The sequence below is a fragment of the Brevibacillus halotolerans genome (genome assembly GCF_026891775.1).
GTDB lineage: Bacteria > Bacillota > Bacilli > Brevibacillales > Brevibacillaceae > Brevibacillus_B > Brevibacillus_B halotolerans.
Window position 1 is genome coordinate 181,168 of sequence record NZ_JAPTNK010000011.1, and the last position, 17,480, is coordinate 198,647.

Consider the following 17,480-nt stretch of genomic DNA (forward strand, 5'->3'; position numbering starts at 1 on the left):
TGGTTACAACAACAAATCTCGAAATAAATGGAAAGGAGGTTCCCAGAATGAAAGTGGAAGTTTGGTCCGATTTTGCTTGTCCTTTCTGCTACATCGGCAAACAACAGATCGAAGCGGCGCTTGATAAATTTGCGCACAAAGATGATGTTGAGGTTGTTTTTCGAAGCTTCGAGCTTGATCCGAAAGCACAGAGGGACGTGGATTACGACGTACATGACATGCTGGTCGCCAAGTACGGCATGAGCCGGGATCAAGCGATTGCGATGAACGAGAATCTTAGCAGTAAAGCGAAGGAAGTCGGGCTTACATTCCAATTTGACACCTTGATTCTGACGAACACATTCGATGCCCATCGGTTGGCGAAGTACGCAATCAAGCAAGGTAAAATGAACCCGATGGCACAGGAACTGTTTCAGGCATACTTTACCGACTCCCGGCATTTGGGCGACCACGAAACGCTGGTGGAATTAGCGGTGAAGGTCGGATTGGATCGCGATGAAGCGCTCAAGGTGCTTGCTGGCGATGATTATTCCGCCGATGTGCGCGCGGATGAGGAAGAAGCAAGCCGGCTTGGCGTCAGCGGAGTGCCGTTTTTCGTCATCGACCGCAAATACGTCGTATCGGGGGCGCAGTCAACCGACATGTTTCTCAATGCTTTGCAGACGGCTTGGAAGGAATCGCAGTCGTTGAACGTGTCGGACGATGCCGGAAGTGAATCCGAGTGAGCAGCTTGTGCTGACGGCATTACGTTACGATTTTGATAACCGTTATTATTATTAGAGAGAGGGAGATTTACCGATGTTTAGCAAGAAATCATCAATAGGAGTTATTATGTTGCTTTGTTTCACGCTATTGCTGAGCGCATGCTCCAGTGAGCCGAGTAAGACGAATACCGCGAGCGAGGGAACTCAGAAACCGGCGGCTGAACTTAAGATCACGCCGTTCAACCCTGGAGAAAACGGGCTCTTCTCCGTCACATCTAGCCTGATCGAAGGGCCAAGCGAGGTGCTGCTCGTCGATGCTCAGTTCGAAAAGAGCAACGCCGCGCAACTGGTTAAGATGATCCGCGAAACCGGTAAGAAGCTGACTACAGTTTATGTCAGCCACCAGGATCCGGATTTCTATTTCGGCCTGTCGACGATCCGCGAGGCATTTCCTGATGTAAAGATCGTTGCCACCCCGGCTACAGTGGAAGGGATCAAGGCAACTATCAAGCTTAAGAGTGAATTCTGGGGTCCGCTCATGAAAGAAAACGCCCCAACTGCGATGATCGTCCCTGATGTCCTTGACGGGGATAAGCTAACGGTTGATGGTCAAACCGTGCAGGTGATCGGTCTCGACGGTTCGGATCCGTCTCACACAGTCCTTTGGGTTCCGTCGAAAAAGACCATCCTGGGTGGTGTGCCGGTCTATGAGAACCTGCATGTCTGGATGGCAGACAATCAGACTCAGGAGAGCCGTGACCACTGGCGGGAGATTCTAGACCGAGTTCTCGCTCTGAAGCCTGACCGAGTTATCCCGGGCCATTTCATGAACAAGAGCTCTGAAGATATATCCACCGTCACCTTCACCCGTGACTACATTACAAAATTTGATGCTGCGGCAAAGCAGGCCAAGAACTCCGCTGAGCTGATTGCAGCGATGAAGAAGGCCTATCCGGACTTAAAGAACATAAGTGATCTGGAAATGGGCGCCCAGGTGATCAAGGGTGAGCGTTCTTGGCCATGATATAACGCCGAAACCGCCCGTTAGATGCGGAGATGGTTAACTACTGTCTGCGGCTTATGAAGGCGCCCGGGTTTAGACCCGGGCGTTTTCATGATTACGGTTTTCTCGGCGGGGATACGTCGATAATTTCTTATTGTAATCTATCATCAAACATTAATTGTATTTGAATACCGAACGTGTCTTCAATTAATACCGTATGCTTTGCTAAACACATTTTTAGATAAAGGGATACAACGATTTAGAAAGGCGTCTCATATCTTGACATCATCGCTTTTAGCCCATAGAAATATGGTCAGACCAGGTGCAGGAGATTTATCTCTTATTTAGCAGAGTCGAAAAGTTTTAATAGAAGAAGTGATATCATTAAAATCTTCGTGAATGTTGAAGAGATGGGATCGATTACTTGAATTTTCAAGCAGCTTTTTTCTACCTGTAAAATTTATATGCTCATATAAAACAACAAGCGTTTTAGGTGCGACACGTACAGACGAAATTCTGTCGTTCCAAGCATCCCCCACGTATGACAATCTATCTCCCGAGTTGAGAGTGAAAGACGCACCGTTTCCGTCTATATGTTCAAAAAAACGATTCACACGATGCTGAACTTCTACATAATGATACGGGTCATCAAAATGCGGATTATAATCATACGGATTATAAAACATGAACATCTCTCCAATACTTTTTTTGTAATTCATACACTGTATGCCTAATTGCCATATCTGTGCATTGACACAGGTATTTTTTAATATGAGGAAAGATGGGGAATAGGAGCTTTTTAAGAGGCCAGAGTTAGCCAAATCAGCTATTTTCTCAGTTCTCTTATCTGATATATTCTTTTTCAACAAGACCTTCGCGAATGAATAGATTTTGAGAAATTTACTAGCAGTAGGTTCTCCGGAGACGAAGAATAAGGAAGGAACTTTAATAGCGGGATTCTATATGAAAAAAGCTAGGAGAGCAAAATGAGAACCAATCATATGCTGTCAAGGAAATCTATTTATGCTAAAAACGAAGCTGTTTTGCGATGAGAGACTGATCATAATGAAAAAAAGGGCCACCTGCTGGTGAACCCTTTTTCTCTGTGTCTCAATTATTTATTACCTACCATGCAGGCATTTTTTGTTCATAAGCTATAATTTTGTCTTCTTGTTGTAAAGTAATTCCAATATCATCCAAACCATGTAACAAGCAATATCGGCGATAAGGATCTACCTCGAAAGGATAGGAGAGACCCCTGTCATCCTCTACTACTTGATTTTCTAAATCAATAGTTAATGTATAACCTTCAGTAGCTTCCGTACGTGTAAACAATTCCTCTACCTGTTGTTCTGTTAATTTGATTGGCAAAATTCCATTTTTAAAGCAGTTATTATAAAAGATATCTGCAAAGGACGGTGCAATGATTACTCTAAATCCAAAATCCAACAACGCCCAAGGTGCATGCTCGCGTGAGGAGCCACAACCAAAGTTATTGCGTGCAAGAAGAATCGTTGCTCCTTCATAACGCGGCTGATGGAGGACAAATGAATCAATTCGCTCGCCATCAATCGTAAAGCGCCATTCATAAAACAAGAATTGACCAAAGCCTGTACGTTCAATACGCTTTAAAAATTGTTTGGGGATAATAGCATCTGTATCAATATTGGCCCGATCAACGGGAGCAGCCAAACCAGTTACTTTTACAAATGGTTCCATGGATAGTGCCTCCTTTTACATGTAGGGATGAGCTTATGCTTTTCTCCAACAAAATTACCTGTTACATCTTGAGTGACTCAACCATTGCAAGATAAGCTGTTTACTTGCAATTTTCGAAATCCTAACGTCTATTCACACGACAGAAGCAGTGTTTAGCCATTGACGGACATCAACGAATCTACCTTCGACCGCGGCGGCAACCGCCATTTCAGGGCTCACAAGATGTGTGCGTCCGTCACGCCCTTGTCGGCCTTCAAAGTTACGGTTAGAGGTGGAAGCGCAACGCTCACCTGGTGACAAAATATCTGGATTCATCGCAAGACACATGGAGCAACCAGATTCCCGCCACTCAAAGCCAGCCTCAATGAAGATTTGATGTAATCCTTCTTGTTCAGCACGTTCCTTGACTGCTTGTGACCCTGGCACGACCATGGCATTAACCTTGGAGGATACCTTGCGACCTTTAGCTACTGCGGCGGCACGGCGTAAATCTTCAATCCGTCCGTTTGTACAGGAGCCAATAAACACACGATCAATAGCGATGTCGGTCATGGGAGTACCTGCAACTAATCCCATATAAGAAAGGGCATCTCGTGCCGCCTTTTGTTCGGTTTGGCTCATAAATTCTTCAGGAAGAGGGACATTCCTAGTGATGCCGGTTCCCATACCGGGACTAGTTCCCCAGGTTACTTGTGGCTCAATCTCGCTTGCATGAAGCTCAATGTAAGCATCATATTCGGCACCTTCATCCGTCACCAACTCTTTCCATACAGCAACAGCTTGGTCAAATGCTTCTCCTTGGGGAGCATGCCGGCGACCTTTTAAGTATGCGAAAGTAGTATTATCCGGAGCGATCAGACCTGCACGTGCTCCAGCCTCAATGGACATGTTACAAACTGTCATCCGTTCTTCCATTGTCAATTGACGAATAGCTTCCCCTGTATATTCAATAACATAGCCTGTGGCAAAGTCAGTGCCGAATTTCGCGATAATAGCCAAAATTAAATCTTTCGCAGAGACACCTAATGGCATGGGCCCTTTGACATGGACTTCCATTGTTTTTGGTTTTGCTTGCTGCAAGCATTGTGTTGCCAATACATGTTCAACCTCACTGGTTCCAATGCCAAAAGCAAGAGCACCAAAAGCGCCATGTGTAGAGGTATGACTATCTCCACAAACAATTGTCTTACCCGGATGAGTTAACCCAAGTTCGGGTCCAATGACGTGAACAATTCCTTGATCTGGGCTGTCTAAATCTGCAAGGGGTACTTCGAAATCTCGACAGTTATTAGTTAAGGTCTCCATCTGTGTTAGTGAAATGGGGTCTTCTACAAGATAGCGGTTCTTCGTGGGCACATTGTGATCCATCGTTGCAAAAGTAAGATCGGGACGGCGTACCTTCCGATTAGTTAGACGTAAACCTTCAAAAGCCTGTGGGGAGGTTACTTCATGTACTAAATGTAAATCGATATATAATAAGCTAGGTTTTCCCGGTTCTTCGTGAATGACGTGCTGATCCCAGATTTTTTCAAAAAGTGTGCGTGCTTTCATCGTATTTCCTCTCCTCTACATTGTAATCGCGTACCTGCTTTTTTTTAGTTGTATCATGGATAAGTAAATAGCACAAAGATATAATGATTATAGAATGAATAGGAATTACCTATATGTATGGAAGGAAGCAATGAATAGGTGGTGGAGACAGAGATGGAATTGCGACAAATAAGATATGTGTTGATGGTAGCTCAAGAAAAAAGCTTTTCTCGTGCAGCGGAGAAGCTTCATTTAGCACAACCATCACTTAGTCAACAAATTGCAAAATTAGAACGTGAATGGGGTGTTCTGTTGTTTCAGCGGTTGCCACAACGAGTCGAGCTAACTGATGCGGGCCATCGATTTCTACAATTAGCCACTCAGCTCATTGTGAAAGCAGATGCATTAGAACGTGAAATGGTTCAATTTGCAGAAGGGAACGCGGGGAGAATCGTAGTTGGTAGCCTTCCGATCACAGGGGCTTTTGTGTTGCCGGAAGCTTTTTCAGCCTTTACGAAACGCTATCCTCGCATCGAGGTTACTTTAATAGAAGACACATCTAGCAACCTGGAGCAAATGCTGGTGAATGGGAAGCTGGATATGAGCTTGCTAACAATGCCGATACAACATCCAGCAATAGTAACAACGCAGGTATTACAGGAGGAAATATATTTATCCTTGCCACCTCAGCATCCATTTGCGGAGGAGCCGGTAGTTGATTTAAAGGCATTGGCAGATGAACCATTTATTCTGTTAAAAGAGGGGCAAGGATTTCGTACCATCTCACTCACATTGTGCGAGCAGGCTGGTTTTATGCCTAAAGTAGTGTTTGAAAGCTCCAACATTCAGACGGTGCAAGCTTTAGTAGCATCAGGCATGGGAGTTTCTTTTGCGCCTCATATGATTACAGGTTCAATGAACGGTAACGTCTGTCCCGCTTATGTGCATCTATCAACGCGCCCTAATCGAACCTTAGTAGTCGCATCCCATAAAGATAAGCATTTATCTGCTCCAATGCTAGCATTACGCGAAGAGATAGCCTTAGCCGGAAAGCAGTACTCACTAAACCTGGTGTAGAGACAAAAAAGTAGCAGGTGTGTTACACTATCAACAAAACATCATGGAAAGGAAGGATACATACATGAAAGAGATTAAAACAGAAGAAGCATTCCAAGAAGCCATCCGTTCTTCCAAACCGGTTGTAGTTAAATTTTATACAACCTGGTGCCCTGACTGCTTTCGGATCGACCCGTTTATGCCGGAGTTAGAGGAAGCTTATAAAGAACAATTGGATATGATAGCAGTTAACCGTGATGACCTTCCTGAATTGTCTCAGCAGTTAGAGATCATGGGTATCCCTAGCTTTGTTACGTTCAAGAATGGCAAGGAAGTTATACGTTTTGTAAGCAAATTAGCTAAAAGTCGTGAAGAGATCGAGCAATTTTTAGATCGTTCCGTGCAAATTAGCGCAGAACTTTAAAGCAAAAATTCGCTCTCAAAAAGGTAAGGACGTTATGGCTTTTGCAAACAATTTGAGCAGATTTTGCTGAAAATGCTCATAACTATAAGCAATGAGGGAAAACTGGAGTTCTTTCAAGGAGGGTTGAGCTTGCGAAGCAATGTATGCATCGCGCACCGGGGTTGGTCAGGAGTTGCTCCAGAAAATACTTTGGCGTCTATCCGAATGGCACTTGAACACCCAAACATAGATGGGATTGAATTTGATGTTCAACTGACAAAGGACCAAATTCCTGTGGTTATCCACGACTATTCGTTGGGACGTACCACGAATGGAACTGGATGGGTTAAGGATCATACGTTTGCAGAGTTGCGTTCTCTCGATGCAGGCGGTTGGTTCAACAAGCAATTTGTCGGCGAGACGATTCCTTCCTTGGAAGAAGTGCTCATTGCCAATCGTGAGAAAAAATGGCTCAATATAGAGCTAAAGCAGATGGTGGCAAGCAAGGAGCAGGTGCTGGAAGAAAAAGTGATCCGTTTAATCGAACAGTATGATATGGAAGAGCATGTGATCATTACATCATTTCAACATCAGAGCGTCTATCACGTAAAAAGATTGGCTCCACGCTTGCAGGTGGGACCGTTGATTTATGGAATGCCACTTTTATTGCACGAACAAGCCCAGCATATCGGGGCCGACGTGTTATCGCTCGCGTATCCTTATCTGACCCAAGAGATTGCGGACCAAGCGAGGGATTGGGGATTTCATATCATAGCTTGGACGATAGATGATCCAGAACATATGCGACAGGTAGCTGAATTTGGATCGCATGTGCACATCTGCACCAATCATCCCGATAGATGGTTTTCAAAGAAAGGAAGTACGGCATGATTTCAATGAAAAGAGAGGGAGAGTGGCTTCTTGGCACGCTAGGCGAACAAGAGGCTGCTCTTTCTTTTGGAGACTTGCTTCGAAAAAGATGGGGATTTCCCAAAAAAACAGCGCACCTTTTATTTCAAAACAAAGAGATTCTGGTCAATGGTCAACCAGCAACCCAAGTCCAAAAAACAGAAAGCGGACAACATATTGCGATCCGCGTTTGTCAGGAAGAGGAACTGGGATTAGAGCCAGTCAAAGGTTATTTACAAATTGTCTATGAAGACGATCATATCTTGATTGTTGATAAACCAGCGGGCTTGCTTTTACATCCTACCGAGCCTACTCACCATGAGACATTAGATCATTGGGTGGCCGGCTATTTTCAAGAACAGAACATAAAGAACAAGGTTCGACATATTCATCGTTTGGATCAAGATACATCTGGACTCGTGATGTATGCGAAACATCCACTCGCAGGAGCTATGCTTGCTGAGAGATTGGAAAGACGAGATATTTCTCGCCAGTACATCGCTTTTGTGGAAGGAATCATGCAGGAAGAACAAGGTAAAATAGATGCACCTATAGGAAAAGATCGTCATCATGCAACGAGAAGACGTGTTTCGCCTCAAGGTGACCGAGCTATTACGCATTTTCATGTGATTGAACGCTATCGTGATACGACACAAGTATCCTGTCGTCTTGAAACAGGACGGACTCATCAGATTCGTGTTCATTTCGCTTATTTGGGTTATCCATTGCTCGGGGATATTTTGTATGGGGCTAGAAAAAATCAAGCACTGCAAAATAGACAAGCATTACATGCAACGAAACTTCATTTTATCCACCCATTTGGGGAGCAGCATGTGGAGGTCACAGCAAAGCTGCCACAGGATTTACAAGAGCTTAAGACCCGATTATAAAGCAATAAAAAGTCCTTTTAAAACAAACCCTAGAGAAAAAGCCGAAAGCCAGGAAACGAATGTCCGTATAATGAATACAATGCCTAGAGATCACATGAAAGGGCGATGGTATGAAAAAAACCATCATCGGTGTGCTAACCTGGCGATCAGGACGGACGTTTGCAGAACCTGGCTATTTTAAAAAGCTATTCCAAGCATCAAAGCGATTGGGAGTAATTCTGTACCTGTTTTCCCCTCAAGATGTAGATGAAAAAGCGAAGCTAGTGCAAGGATTTTTTTGGTCCGGTGACAAAGGGTGGCTTTCTAAACGCTTTCCTTGGCCGGATGTGGTGATTGATCGCTATCGTTATCGATCTGATCAGGCTTTCAAAAAGTATCTAGATTTTCGTAAGCGAAATCACATGCATTATGCAAATAATCGACTCGCTAACAAATGGAAGGTACACCAGGTCTTGTCCGCAGAGCCTTCTATGGTAAAGTGGCTACCGGAAACCTATTTGTATACAGAAGAGAGAATAGCGAAATTGCTAGGAAGCTATTCTCTTGTGTATATAAAGCCAGTCAATGGTACGGGTGGCAGAGGAATCGTAAAGGTGGAACGTGTAGGGAATCATTATGAGCTATTGGGAAGAAATGATCAGCGAAAGAAAATCAAAGCTACATGTAAAACACTCATGGAAACAACCAAATGGCTGGATACATGGAAAAGGAAGGATAAATGGATTGTACAGCAAGGCTTGCACATAGACCTGCTACCTGCAAGATCAGTTGATGTCCGTTTACTCATTCAGAAGGAACAAACAGGTGTCTGGGATGTGACTGGAATGGGTGTTCGGATTGGCCCAATTCATTCAGCTACCTCTAATCTGCATGGTGGGGGACAGGCAAAAGAGTTAGCTTCGTTTTTGGAATCGTTATTTGGAGCAGAAAGAGCACAGATGATTAAAAAAGAGTGTCATCAATTAGCAAAACGGACTGCTCTCACAGTCGAACGGCATTTTGGCCGGATGCTGGAGCTTGCCCTTGATATTGGCATCGATGTAAATGGGCTTATTTGGCTGATCGAGGTAAATCCTAAGCCTGGCCGGGAAATTTTCCGGGAATTAGGTCAAATGAAAACCTACCAGCAAGCGATTGAACGTCCCATTCAATATGCAAAGTATTTGGCTTCACAACAATAGCACAGCTTTGGTGGCACGAGTTACCTCGAATACAACGGAAATACAAATATTCAGGCGCCCGAGTTCTAAGGAATAGACCGGCTACCGCCTGCTTTTTTTCGTTTCGAGGATGGACAAGGAATACTACATGTTATAAAAGCTGACAGGAGTAGAAGGAGAAACGAATGTATGAAAGCTGAAAAATTCTTTACACATCCCGCGGGTATTGCTGTTGCTGCCACAGTGACTACCTTTTTATGGGGAAGTTCTTTCCCGTTTATTAAAAAAAGCTATGAGCATTTACAGATCGCAAAGTCAGATATCTTTGAACAAATGCTTTTTGCTGGCTATCGTTTTGTGCTGGCTGCCCTTGGAATCTTATTGGTGATGTTTTTGCTTCGTAAACAGTTAGCGTATCAAACAGGCTCCTTGAAGCGATTGGTAAGGGTCGGAGCTTTTCAAACATTTTTGCAATATATCTTTTTTTATATTGGCCTTAGCTATAGTTCAGGGATTCAAGGCTCCATTATTGCAGGAACTACTTCCTTTTTTCAGATTATCCTAGCTCATTTTATGTATAAAAATGATTCATTAAGTATTCGAAAATGTGTGGGATTAGCGATTGGATTTCTAGGTGTTATTATTGTTAATTTACCGAGTGGAGGTTCAATGGCAATCACATTTGGAATAGGAGAGATTTGTTTATTGGCTGCTATGTTTTGTGGTGGGTTGGGAAATATTTTATCAAAGCAGGAAGCAGCTCATCTCGATATTCTATATTTGACCTCGTATCAAATGCTACTAGGGGGATTAGGTTTACTTGCAGTTGGAGTTAGTCAGGTAGGGATAATGCCTTTTCAGTTTGATTGGGACACCAGCCTGATGTTGCTCTATTTGGCATTTATTTCAGGTGCTGGTTTTGTATTATGGAACAACATCATGAAGTACAACAAAGTAGGGAATGTTTCCATGTATTTATTTTTGATTCCCGTGTTTGGAGTTCTTCTTTCCTCCGTTATGCTACAAGAAGCCATTCATCTCGTGGTATTAGTTGCTCTGGTTTGTGTAGCTGGCGGCATTATCATTGTTAATAAACAACGGTCCGCAACATCAGCTACAGATCATGTAGAAAAAGCTGGAAAACCACTGAAATAAAGATATGTGCATTCACCCACCCTCTCCTTTAGGCATATGGTACAAAAGGGGAGGGGTGTTGGAACTGATGCAGGTTGAGTTTGGATGGCTTCATTGGATATACGTTTTTTTTATCCTGCTCATTATTTTGCTAATGGTGCTGAGGAGAGACACAAGTCTTATCAGTATAGTAGGGATTGCTGTATTGGGTTTTGTGGCAAGTGGCTCCTTGTATACGGCAGTAGAGGGAATCTTTAATAGCTTCATTTATGCTATGAATGAGTTATTACCTACCATTCTCATTATTTGCGTAATTGTTGCCATGAGCCTAGTATTATCAGCTTCTGGAGTAAATGAAACAATGATTACACCTATGACGTTTTTTATCAAGGCACCAGGCCCAGCTTACTGGATCATTGGGGTTTTTATGATGGTGATCTCATGGTTTTTCTGGCCATCACCAGCAGTGGCTTTAATTGGTGCTGTTGTGCTACCTGTTGCTGTTCGAATAGGGTTACCAGCAATAGGCGTTGCCATAGCGATGAATTTATTTGGTCATGGGATAGCATTATCTAGTGATTTTATTATTCAAGGCGCACCCACCCTTACTGCAGGAGCTGCTGGGATAGCAGTGGAGGATGTCATACGTGCAAGCGTCCCTTTAATCATGGTCATGGGACTTGTTTCAACAAGTGTTGCGTTTTTTTTATTACGTCGAGATATGAAAAAAGGAAAATTGCAAGCCGATTCAGGCTTGTTACCAAATAAAGCTTTTGTGGAGGAAAAAGGGGAAATAAGGGAGGATGCTTCAACAGATATTCCCTTGCTTTCAAAGCCAGTGCGTATTGCTTTTTCTATTTTAGTTCCCGCCTTGTTTGCCTTAGATGTTCTAGCTATGTGGCTTTTTGATCTAAGGGGAGGGGATGCAACAGCTTTAGTTGGTGGCACAGCCATGTCAATTATGTTGCTTGTCACTATGTCTATGCACAAAAAAAGGGGCTTGGAAAAGACTACAGAGTATCTCATCCAAGGGTTTCAATTCGGCTTTAAAGTGTTTGGGCCTGTTATTCCAATAGCAGCCTTTTTTTACATGGGAGATAGTGGTTTTATCAAGGTATTTGGTGAAATTTTACCTGTTCATTCTCAGGGAATAGTGAATGATCTAGGGGTTGCTTTGGCTCAGACCATTCCGTTAACCAAGGAAGTAGCAGCAGCGACTGTTGCGGGAGTCGGAATTATAACTGGTTTAGATGGCTCAGGATTCTCTGGTATTAGTTTGACTGGGTCGGTGTCCCATCTTTTTGCTTCTTCGATGTATGATGGTGTTGCCACTCTTACGGCTTTAGGTCAGGTTGCAGCCATATGGGTTGGTGGTGGTACTCTAGTTCCTTGGGCGTTAATCCCAGCGGCAGCGATATGTGGTGTCAGTCCGTTTGAGTTAGCGAGGCGCAACTTGATCCCAGTTTTAATCGGACTAGGGGCAACAACAATCGTTGCTGTTCTTCTACTTTGAGAGAAAAGACCAGAGAGGCGTGAAGAGATACTCTGGTCTTTTTGAGGTACCGGGTGGTTTTTCGCTAGATGATCTTCCATATATTTCATTTTCATATGATTAGGAAAATGGATCTCCAAATCTGCCTTCAAAAATGGTTTCGTCTAATTCTCGTCTAGAATTAGGCATCTCACGTTCTTGAAAGGCTTCTGATAAGGCCTCTTTTTCTCCCTGATAACCAATAGCGATAACGACTTCAATCTCGTATTCATCTGGAATCTTCAGTAGCTCACGGGCTTTGTCAGGATAGAAGCCACCCATTGCGTGAGTGACCAGACCCTGACGAACACATTCTAGTGCTAAATATCCCCATGATGTGCCCGCATCAAAGGAATGAGAGCGAAGCGGTTCATTGCGTGAGGAAAGCTTGCGAGATAAGAGAAGGGCAAGCACAGGAGCCTTGTCACACCAAGCGGTATTACCAGACATAATAAATTCCAGAAAGGTAGCCCGATCTTCTGGTGAGCGTGCCAAAATATATCGCCAAGGCTGTTCATTACTGCCTGATGGAGCCCAACGTGCCGCTTCAAATATGCGATATAATTTTTCAGGTTCGACAGGCTTTTCCGCAAATGAGCGTGGAGACCAGCGATTTAAATAAATAGGATCAATCGTATGCTGACTTTTGCGATGAAGTTGTCCCCATGTAGATTTTTCACTATCTTTCATTTGATTTGCCCTCCTTTTTGGTTGAAGCAAAAAATGTATGGCTGAATTTTCTGTTATTATCGCTTGATGTAAGTATAGCAATGCAAATCCTTTTTGGCACTTCTAAAACTGTTTAAGGGGAAAGTTATGCCTTTTAGGGTATCCATTATCGTAACGCATCTATCAAGAGGCTACTGATTTTTGTTTACATAATAAAATTATAAGAAACCATTTCCTACATGATTTCCACATTTCCTCCATACTCCTGCTTTATGTACTCGCTAAGATAACGATAGAAAGGCGGGAAGAGTATGCAAGAATTAAAAGCAGCACGCTTAGAAATCTGTGCTATGTTAAATCAGTGTCAGTCTTGCAATTTGCCTCTGCTTCATCGCCGTCCTGGTCAAAAAAAGCGGAACAATCAGTTCTGTGCTACCCATTGTAGTTTTTACAGGGAAATTCAGATGAAGCGACGTAGTATGGAGCGTTTGCAAATACAACGGAGAGCACAGCTTGGAGTGCCACGCACAGGGACAATGGAACCAGACGAGGAACGTGTTTTCGTTCTTAGTTAAAATAACATAGACAGTTTTACTTGCTTTCAGTTGAACATAGTGAAAAAAAGTCGACAAAAGCCCACAAAAAGCACATCAAATGTATCTTAGCTTGATTTATGTATTTGTAGGATGACTAAACAAATAGGAGATACGTTAAGAGAGAGTAAGCTTTATGTAAATGAGAGAACCGAACACTAGTAAGGGTTGTTATTCTTTGCTTCACAATGTTTTGTGAGAGTAAACAATAGCAGCCCTTCTTTCATGCATAAAAATAAACGCTTGTCTATTCTTGTAGAAAATGTGCAAATAAATTAACTTGTACAAGCGACTGTTTCACTCTATCCTATAGATAAGAATTCAAAATCGGAACTGGAAGCAAGAGGAGGTAACCTATATGTCAAAAGATTTACTTGAAATGCTAGAGGAGCTACATGAAGATAAACAAAGATATGTACATTATTTAGAACAAAGTGAAAAATCTCTCTCGCAACTTATCATGACAAAGGGAGACGCTCATTGCGCAGACACTCTTAAACTTCTGCAAGCCACCGAATCGGAAGTAGAAACCTTACAAAAATTAATTTCTTATATTGACTTTAAGATAAAACTTTTACGAGTAAAAGAATACGCTTCCTAGGAACCTCATCGCCCCAGATGGGGTTCCTTTTTCATAATAATAGATATGATTTTTTACATAAAAAGTTGTCATCTGTTCGTATCCTATCTGCATCTGCTACAATAGGAGCATCAGCTATAAAATGATGACGGAGGGAAATACACATGTCACAAAACCAGGATCAACAACCACAAAATCATACAGAGCCTAGAGTAAATAAGGAAGCTAAGGTTGTCATTATTACTTTTATTGGGTTAATGGTCATTTGTGTGTTTATTATTGGCTGGTTTATGTTTCTCCGCTAGGATACAAACGAAGAAAGCAGGTGTAGTAATATGTCAGAACGATCTCTACAGCTAGGTGATATCGTTACAGTAAGACATCGAACAGGCGAATATATTAGTGAGATTATAGAACTGACGCCAAGTAAAGCGTTAGTCAAAACATTAGCAGTGCTCACACACCCTACACAAGGTGATTTACATAATTTATACGAAACGAATGTACCTTTGTTTCATCAGCGCAAAGCAATGGCTTTTCTTGAAAAGGTATATGTTCCTACAGCCGTTTTGCAACCCTATTCAGGAGAAGGTGTGCCATCCTATCCCGACTCTTTACAGCAGGCATTGCAAAAGCTAGAAGAGCAATTGCGTGAGCGCGGCGATGAGTATGCTAACCTTGCGCTACATCAATTAACTCAGCTTCGTGAGGAATATTTTTCATAAAAGGCAACCCTCTTTGGTCATAAAACACGGAAAAACAGGGAATCCTAATTAGGGATATAACTCTGATTTCTATCAAACCAAGGGGGTTTTCGTGTATGGCAGCAGGATTAGGTGCACATGAGGTGCTAGATTTACATGAAGTCTTAGATGGCATGATTAACACTGGCAACAATATGCAAATGTATCGTTCGTATGTGAAAGATCCGCAATTAATGAGTATATTGGAAAATCAACTGCAATTTCATTTGCAATCCTACAACATGCTCATTTCTATTTTGCAACAGACAAATTATCAGAAACCCATCCAAGAGCGTCATTTGAAAATTTTGGGATATTCACAACCTACATATGGTTTGCGTCAACCTGCTCCGTTAGCTCCTTCTACTTCTCCACAGGAAATAGATGATCGCGATATTGCTAGTTGCATGTTGGGATTACACAAATCTGCGGCGACTATTAAAATGACGGCGACATTGGAGTGTGCAGACCCAACGTTGCGACGGGCATTATCACAAGCTGCTGTTAATTGTGCAGATATGGCATATGAAGTGTGGCAGTACATGAACCAGAGAGGCTATTATCAAGTGGCTACTTTGAAGGAAGTAACCACGCAGACCATGATTAATACATATCAGCCCACTATGAACCAATCATTTGGTCTACATTCTCCTCTTATGAATCAACCAGTTAAGCCATCTCCACAACTTGTCTCACAAGTCCAACACATGAATCAACAAAGCGCATCGATTTTACCTCAGCATACGTATGCTAATTATTCTGGGACGTCAGGAAGTGTTGATGTGCAGCACAGCAATCAAAATGTAGCAAGTGGAATAGGAAATCAAGCTATGCATGCTCAAACGCTAGATCATACTATTCCTCATGGGGAGCAACAACCATCCGCTGCTAATATCTTTAGTAATCATGTGGGACAGGCTCCGCACACAACGGAATAACGAAGGACAGTACATCCCGATAAAAGCTACCTCCTTTTTTAACAGGGGCTTTTACTCGGGATGTTTTTGCGAACTCGGGTATCATCGAAAGTTTGGCAATGTTCATGTTACATGTTTTGTACTATAATAGGGGAGTGTTTATATAAAAGGAGAGTTTTTAATGTCTCGGGCTGTCATAGATGCAATACTTTTTGGAATAGTTGCTCTGGTTCTCTTTGGGGCAATGGTTTACTACATTAAAAAATGGAAATGAGAAAAAACGCTAATCTTATCAAAGAAGGGATTAGCGTTTTTGCATTTTATGAAGGTGTATTTGTGCGGCTTATTTCATATGTAGCAATGCCGTTCGATCTCCATTCATAATGATATCAATGTGATTTGAAATTTTTTCAATGTCCCATTCCCACCATGCCACATTGAGCAGAGCTGCAATGATGTCGTCTGAAAATCGCTTCTTCAGCTCCTTGGAGGGATTCCCACCTACAATCGTATAAGGTTGAACGTCTTTGGTTACAACTGATTTGGCGGCAATAATTGCACCGTCTCCAATTTTCACTCCTGGCATGATACAAGCATTCATACCTATCCAAACATCGTTTCCAACCACGGTGTCTCCTTTACATGGAAGTTCTCTTCGATAGCTGGTGTAAACTTTTCCTATCCATGCCCGAAAATGTTGAAGGGATAGGTAGAAAAGCCCTCCATCTTACGATTAGCCCCATTCATAATGATTTACTCCTTTTGGATTAGAATGAAAATGTCTAAATTTTATACAGCAAAAAAACTCCTAATCCACTTTATGGATAGGAGGAGGTTGGCTAATCATGAACAGAAATAATCCACCTGATAAAGGCAGAATTATTTCATCTAAAAATTAAAAAAGCCCGCACTAATCCTATCTAGAAAGTGTTTCGTATGATACGAAAATTTTCATTAAAAATAGGATTAGTTGATCATTGGACTTTTGTTCACCCTTTCGAATTACATGTTCTCTACTATATTGGAGCAGAATGTTCTTGTAAAGAAATGGATTCTTGAACAAATTGAAAGGAATAGTGCAGAGGGGGAATCAAGATGCTTAGGATTCATAACGCAAGATATAGATACATAGAACTTTTAGTTTTACTAAAAAAGAAAGGCGATATTCATCGCCTTTCTTTTTTAGATTTTTAGTTTAATTTAATAATTTTTATTATGACTCCACTTACACTGCTGCTATTGATAGTGAAAGCATTATTCAGTAAATTTCTCAGTTGCAGAGTGGAGTTAGACGGTATTGTCACAATAGCTTCTCTTGAGATTTGGATAGTACCTGTAGAGTCAGTATTTGCAGTTACTGTGGAAGTTTTGAAACCAGGAATTTCTTTGTTATTAATAGTCAAGCCAACTTCGATATAATCTGGTTGCAATGCGCTGATTGGATTCACTGTTACAAGGAAGCAAATGGAATAGTCTCCTCCCTGAGTAACGCTGATAGTGGTTGCATCAGATTGTGAAATTCCTCCATGAGATGGACCAGTAATATCAAAAGGTATGGCTTCATTTGAAGATATTAACATAGTCTTGCTTAATTCGAAGAAACCGTAAGAAGGAGAGAACACTCCAGCTGGTCCAGTCGGTCCAGTATCGCCGGTAGGTCCAGTCGGTCCAGTTGGCCCGGTGTCACCAGTCGGTCCAGTTGGTCCGATGTCGCCAGTCGGTCCAGTTGGTCCAATGTCTCCGGTAGGTCCAGTTGGTCCGGTGTCGCCAGTCGGTCCAGTCGGTCCAGTGTCTCCGGTAGGTCCAGTAGCGCCAGTGTCTCCGGTAGGTCCAGTAGCACCAGTGTCTCCGGTAGGTCCAGTAGCGCCAGTGTCTCCGGTAGGTCCAGTAGCGCCAGTGTCTCCGGTAGGTCCAGTAGCGCCAGTGTCTCCGGTAGGTC

At 42.5% G+C, this 17,480-nt stretch carries 19 protein-coding genes and 1 pseudogene; 14 read left to right on the top strand and 6 right to left on the bottom strand.

Features of this window, described 5'->3' with window-relative positions:
• Window positions 1-23 precede the first annotated feature (23 nt).
• Window positions 24-725 carry a DsbA family oxidoreductase gene (locus O0550_RS15385; protein WP_258426762.1) on the top strand — a complete coding sequence of 234 codons (702 nt, stop codon included), beginning with the start codon at window positions 24-26 and terminating at the stop codon, window positions 723-725.
• A 73-nt stretch (window positions 726-798) separates the two neighbouring features.
• Window positions 799-1,728 (top strand): MBL fold metallo-hydrolase, encoded by a 930-nt coding sequence (locus O0550_RS15390; protein WP_003341594.1) that lies wholly within the window; start codon window positions 799-801, stop codon window positions 1,726-1,728.
• Window positions 1,729-2,051: 323 nt separating this feature from the next.
• Here O0550_RS15390 and O0550_RS15395 read toward each other — a convergent pair whose 3' ends face one another.
• The 3 genes from O0550_RS15395 to leuC all read right to left on the bottom strand — a co-directional run bounded on the left by O0550_RS15395 (window position 2,052) and on the right by leuC (window position 4,977).
• The gene (locus O0550_RS15395) at window positions 2,052-2,393 is read right to left on the bottom strand and encodes a beta/gamma crystallin domain-containing protein (protein WP_050816497.1); all 342 of its coding nucleotides are present in this window, start codon (window positions 2,391-2,393) and stop codon (window positions 2,052-2,054) included.
• Window positions 2,394-2,832: 439 nt separating this feature from the next.
• On the bottom strand, window positions 2,833-3,426 hold the full coding sequence (gene leuD, locus O0550_RS15400) for a 3-isopropylmalate dehydratase small subunit (RefSeq protein ID WP_003341590.1): 594 nt from the start codon (window positions 3,424-3,426) through the stop codon (window positions 2,833-2,835).
• A 132-nt stretch (window positions 3,427-3,558) separates the two neighbouring features.
• Window positions 3,559-4,977: a 3-isopropylmalate dehydratase large subunit gene (leuC, locus tag O0550_RS15405; RefSeq protein ID WP_258426756.1), complete on the bottom strand. Its 1,419-nt coding sequence runs from the start codon at window positions 4,975-4,977 to the stop codon at window positions 3,559-3,561.
• A 153-nt stretch (window positions 4,978-5,130) separates the two neighbouring features.
• Here leuC and O0550_RS15410 point away from each other — a divergent pair, with 153 nt between their 5' ends.
• From O0550_RS15410 to O0550_RS15440, 7 genes are all read left to right on the top strand, one after another.
• Window positions 5,131-6,033, top strand: coding sequence for a LysR family transcriptional regulator (locus O0550_RS15410; protein WP_258419580.1), 903 nt, complete (start codon window positions 5,131-5,133; stop codon window positions 6,031-6,033).
• Window positions 6,034-6,052: 19 nt separating this feature from the next.
• Window positions 6,053-6,436 carry a thioredoxin family protein gene (locus tag O0550_RS15415; protein ID WP_255253159.1) on the top strand — a complete coding sequence of 128 codons (384 nt, stop codon included), beginning with the start codon at window positions 6,053-6,055 and terminating at the stop codon, window positions 6,434-6,436.
• Between the two features lie 129 nt (window positions 6,437-6,565).
• Window positions 6,566-7,306 (top strand): glycerophosphodiester phosphodiesterase, encoded by a 741-nt coding sequence (locus tag O0550_RS15420; RefSeq protein ID WP_003341580.1) that lies wholly within the window; start codon window positions 6,566-6,568, stop codon window positions 7,304-7,306.
• Window positions 7,303-8,214 carry an RluA family pseudouridine synthase gene (locus O0550_RS15425; protein ID WP_003338647.1) on the top strand — a complete coding sequence of 304 codons (912 nt, stop codon included), beginning with the start codon at window positions 7,303-7,305 and terminating at the stop codon, window positions 8,212-8,214. Before O0550_RS15420 ends, O0550_RS15425 begins: the two co-directional genes overlap by 4 nt.
• Before the next feature lie 110 nt (window positions 8,215-8,324).
• Window positions 8,325-9,395, top strand: a complete 1,071-nt coding sequence (locus O0550_RS15430) for a YheC/YheD family endospore coat-associated protein (protein ID WP_258426757.1) — start codon at window positions 8,325-8,327, stop codon at window positions 9,393-9,395.
• A 168-nt stretch (window positions 9,396-9,563) separates the two neighbouring features.
• On the top strand, window positions 9,564-10,529 hold the full coding sequence (locus O0550_RS15435; RefSeq protein ID WP_258426758.1) for a DMT family transporter: 966 nt from the start codon (window positions 9,564-9,566) through the stop codon (window positions 10,527-10,529).
• 67 nt (window positions 10,530-10,596) lie between these two features.
• Window positions 10,597-12,021 (top strand): hypothetical protein, encoded by a 1,425-nt coding sequence (locus O0550_RS15440; protein WP_181749533.1) that lies wholly within the window; start codon window positions 10,597-10,599, stop codon window positions 12,019-12,021.
• 99 nt (window positions 12,022-12,120) lie between these two features.
• Here the strand turns inward: O0550_RS15440 and O0550_RS15445 are convergent, their stop codons facing one another.
• Window positions 12,121-12,729: a nitroreductase family protein gene (locus O0550_RS15445; RefSeq protein ID WP_003341569.1), complete on the bottom strand. Its 609-nt coding sequence runs from the start codon at window positions 12,727-12,729 to the stop codon at window positions 12,121-12,123.
• A gap of 290 nt (window positions 12,730-13,019) precedes the next feature.
• Here O0550_RS15445 and O0550_RS15450 point away from each other — a divergent pair, with 290 nt between their 5' ends.
• From O0550_RS15450 to O0550_RS15470, 5 genes are all read left to right on the top strand, one after another.
• A complete protein-coding gene (locus O0550_RS15450) occupies window positions 13,020-13,283 on the top strand; it encodes a hypothetical protein (RefSeq protein ID WP_031414643.1) in 264 nt (87 codons plus the stop codon).
• Between the two features lie 376 nt (window positions 13,284-13,659).
• The gene (locus O0550_RS15455) at window positions 13,660-13,902 is read left to right on the top strand and encodes a hypothetical protein (protein WP_003338652.1); all 243 of its coding nucleotides are present in this window, start codon (window positions 13,660-13,662) and stop codon (window positions 13,900-13,902) included.
• A 143-nt stretch (window positions 13,903-14,045) separates the two neighbouring features.
• Window positions 14,046-14,186: a hypothetical protein gene (locus O0550_RS15460; protein ID WP_003338653.1), complete on the top strand. Its 141-nt coding sequence runs from the start codon at window positions 14,046-14,048 to the stop codon at window positions 14,184-14,186.
• Window positions 14,187-14,216: 30 nt separating this feature from the next.
• Window positions 14,217-14,606, top strand: coding sequence for a kinase-associated lipoprotein KapB (kapB, locus tag O0550_RS15465; protein ID WP_003338654.1), 390 nt, complete (start codon window positions 14,217-14,219; stop codon window positions 14,604-14,606).
• 95 nt (window positions 14,607-14,701) lie between these two features.
• Window positions 14,702-15,562: a spore coat protein gene (locus O0550_RS15470; RefSeq protein WP_258426759.1), complete on the top strand. Its 861-nt coding sequence runs from the start codon at window positions 14,702-14,704 to the stop codon at window positions 15,560-15,562.
• Window positions 15,563-15,884: 322 nt separating this feature from the next.
• On the opposite strand, the pseudogene O0550_RS15475 reads toward O0550_RS15470, so the two are convergent.
• A pseudogene (locus O0550_RS15475) lies at window positions 15,885-16,291 on the bottom strand (CatB-related O-acetyltransferase); the annotation flags it as partial.
• 440 nt (window positions 16,292-16,731) lie between these two features.
• Window positions 16,732-17,480, bottom strand: a 749-nt coding sequence (locus tag O0550_RS15480) for a collagen-like protein (RefSeq protein ID WP_258426760.1), incomplete at its 5' end; no start/stop codon positions are given.

Bases quoted from the DNA above. Each gene is read 5' to 3' on its own strand.
- O0550_RS15390 (WP_003341594.1), top strand. From the start codon at position 799: ATGTTTAGCAAGAAATCATCAATAGGAGTTATTATGTTGCTTTGTTTC.
- O0550_RS15395 (WP_050816497.1), bottom strand. From the start codon at position 2,393: ATGTTTTATAATCCGTATGATTATAATCCGCATTTTGATGACCCGTAT.
- leuD (WP_003341590.1), bottom strand. From the start codon at position 3,426: ATGGAACCATTTGTAAAAGTAACTGGTTTGGCTGCTCCCGTTGATCGG.
- leuC (WP_258426756.1), bottom strand. From the start codon at position 4,977: ATGAAAGCACGCACACTTTTTGAAAAAATCTGGGATCAGCACGTCATT.
- O0550_RS15410 (WP_258419580.1), top strand. From the start codon at position 5,131: ATGGAATTGCGACAAATAAGATATGTGTTGATGGTAGCTCAAGAAAAA.
- O0550_RS15425 (WP_003338647.1), top strand. From the start codon at position 7,303: ATGATTTCAATGAAAAGAGAGGGAGAGTGGCTTCTTGGCACGCTAGGC.
- O0550_RS15430 (WP_258426757.1), top strand. From the start codon at position 8,325: ATGAAAAAAACCATCATCGGTGTGCTAACCTGGCGATCAGGACGGACG.
- O0550_RS15435 (WP_258426758.1), top strand. From the start codon at position 9,564: ATGAAAGCTGAAAAATTCTTTACACATCCCGCGGGTATTGCTGTTGCT.
- O0550_RS15440 (WP_181749533.1), top strand. From the start codon at position 10,597: ATGCAGGTTGAGTTTGGATGGCTTCATTGGATATACGTTTTTTTTATC.
- O0550_RS15445 (WP_003341569.1), bottom strand. From the start codon at position 12,729: ATGAAAGATAGTGAAAAATCTACATGGGGACAACTTCATCGCAAAAGT.
- O0550_RS15450 (WP_031414643.1), top strand. From the start codon at position 13,020: ATGCAAGAATTAAAAGCAGCACGCTTAGAAATCTGTGCTATGTTAAAT.
- O0550_RS15455 (WP_003338652.1), top strand. From the start codon at position 13,660: ATGTCAAAAGATTTACTTGAAATGCTAGAGGAGCTACATGAAGATAAA.
- O0550_RS15460 (WP_003338653.1), top strand. From the start codon at position 14,046: ATGTCACAAAACCAGGATCAACAACCACAAAATCATACAGAGCCTAGA.
- kapB (WP_003338654.1), top strand. From the start codon at position 14,217: ATGTCAGAACGATCTCTACAGCTAGGTGATATCGTTACAGTAAGACAT.
- O0550_RS15470 (WP_258426759.1), top strand. From the start codon at position 14,702: ATGGCAGCAGGATTAGGTGCACATGAGGTGCTAGATTTACATGAAGTC.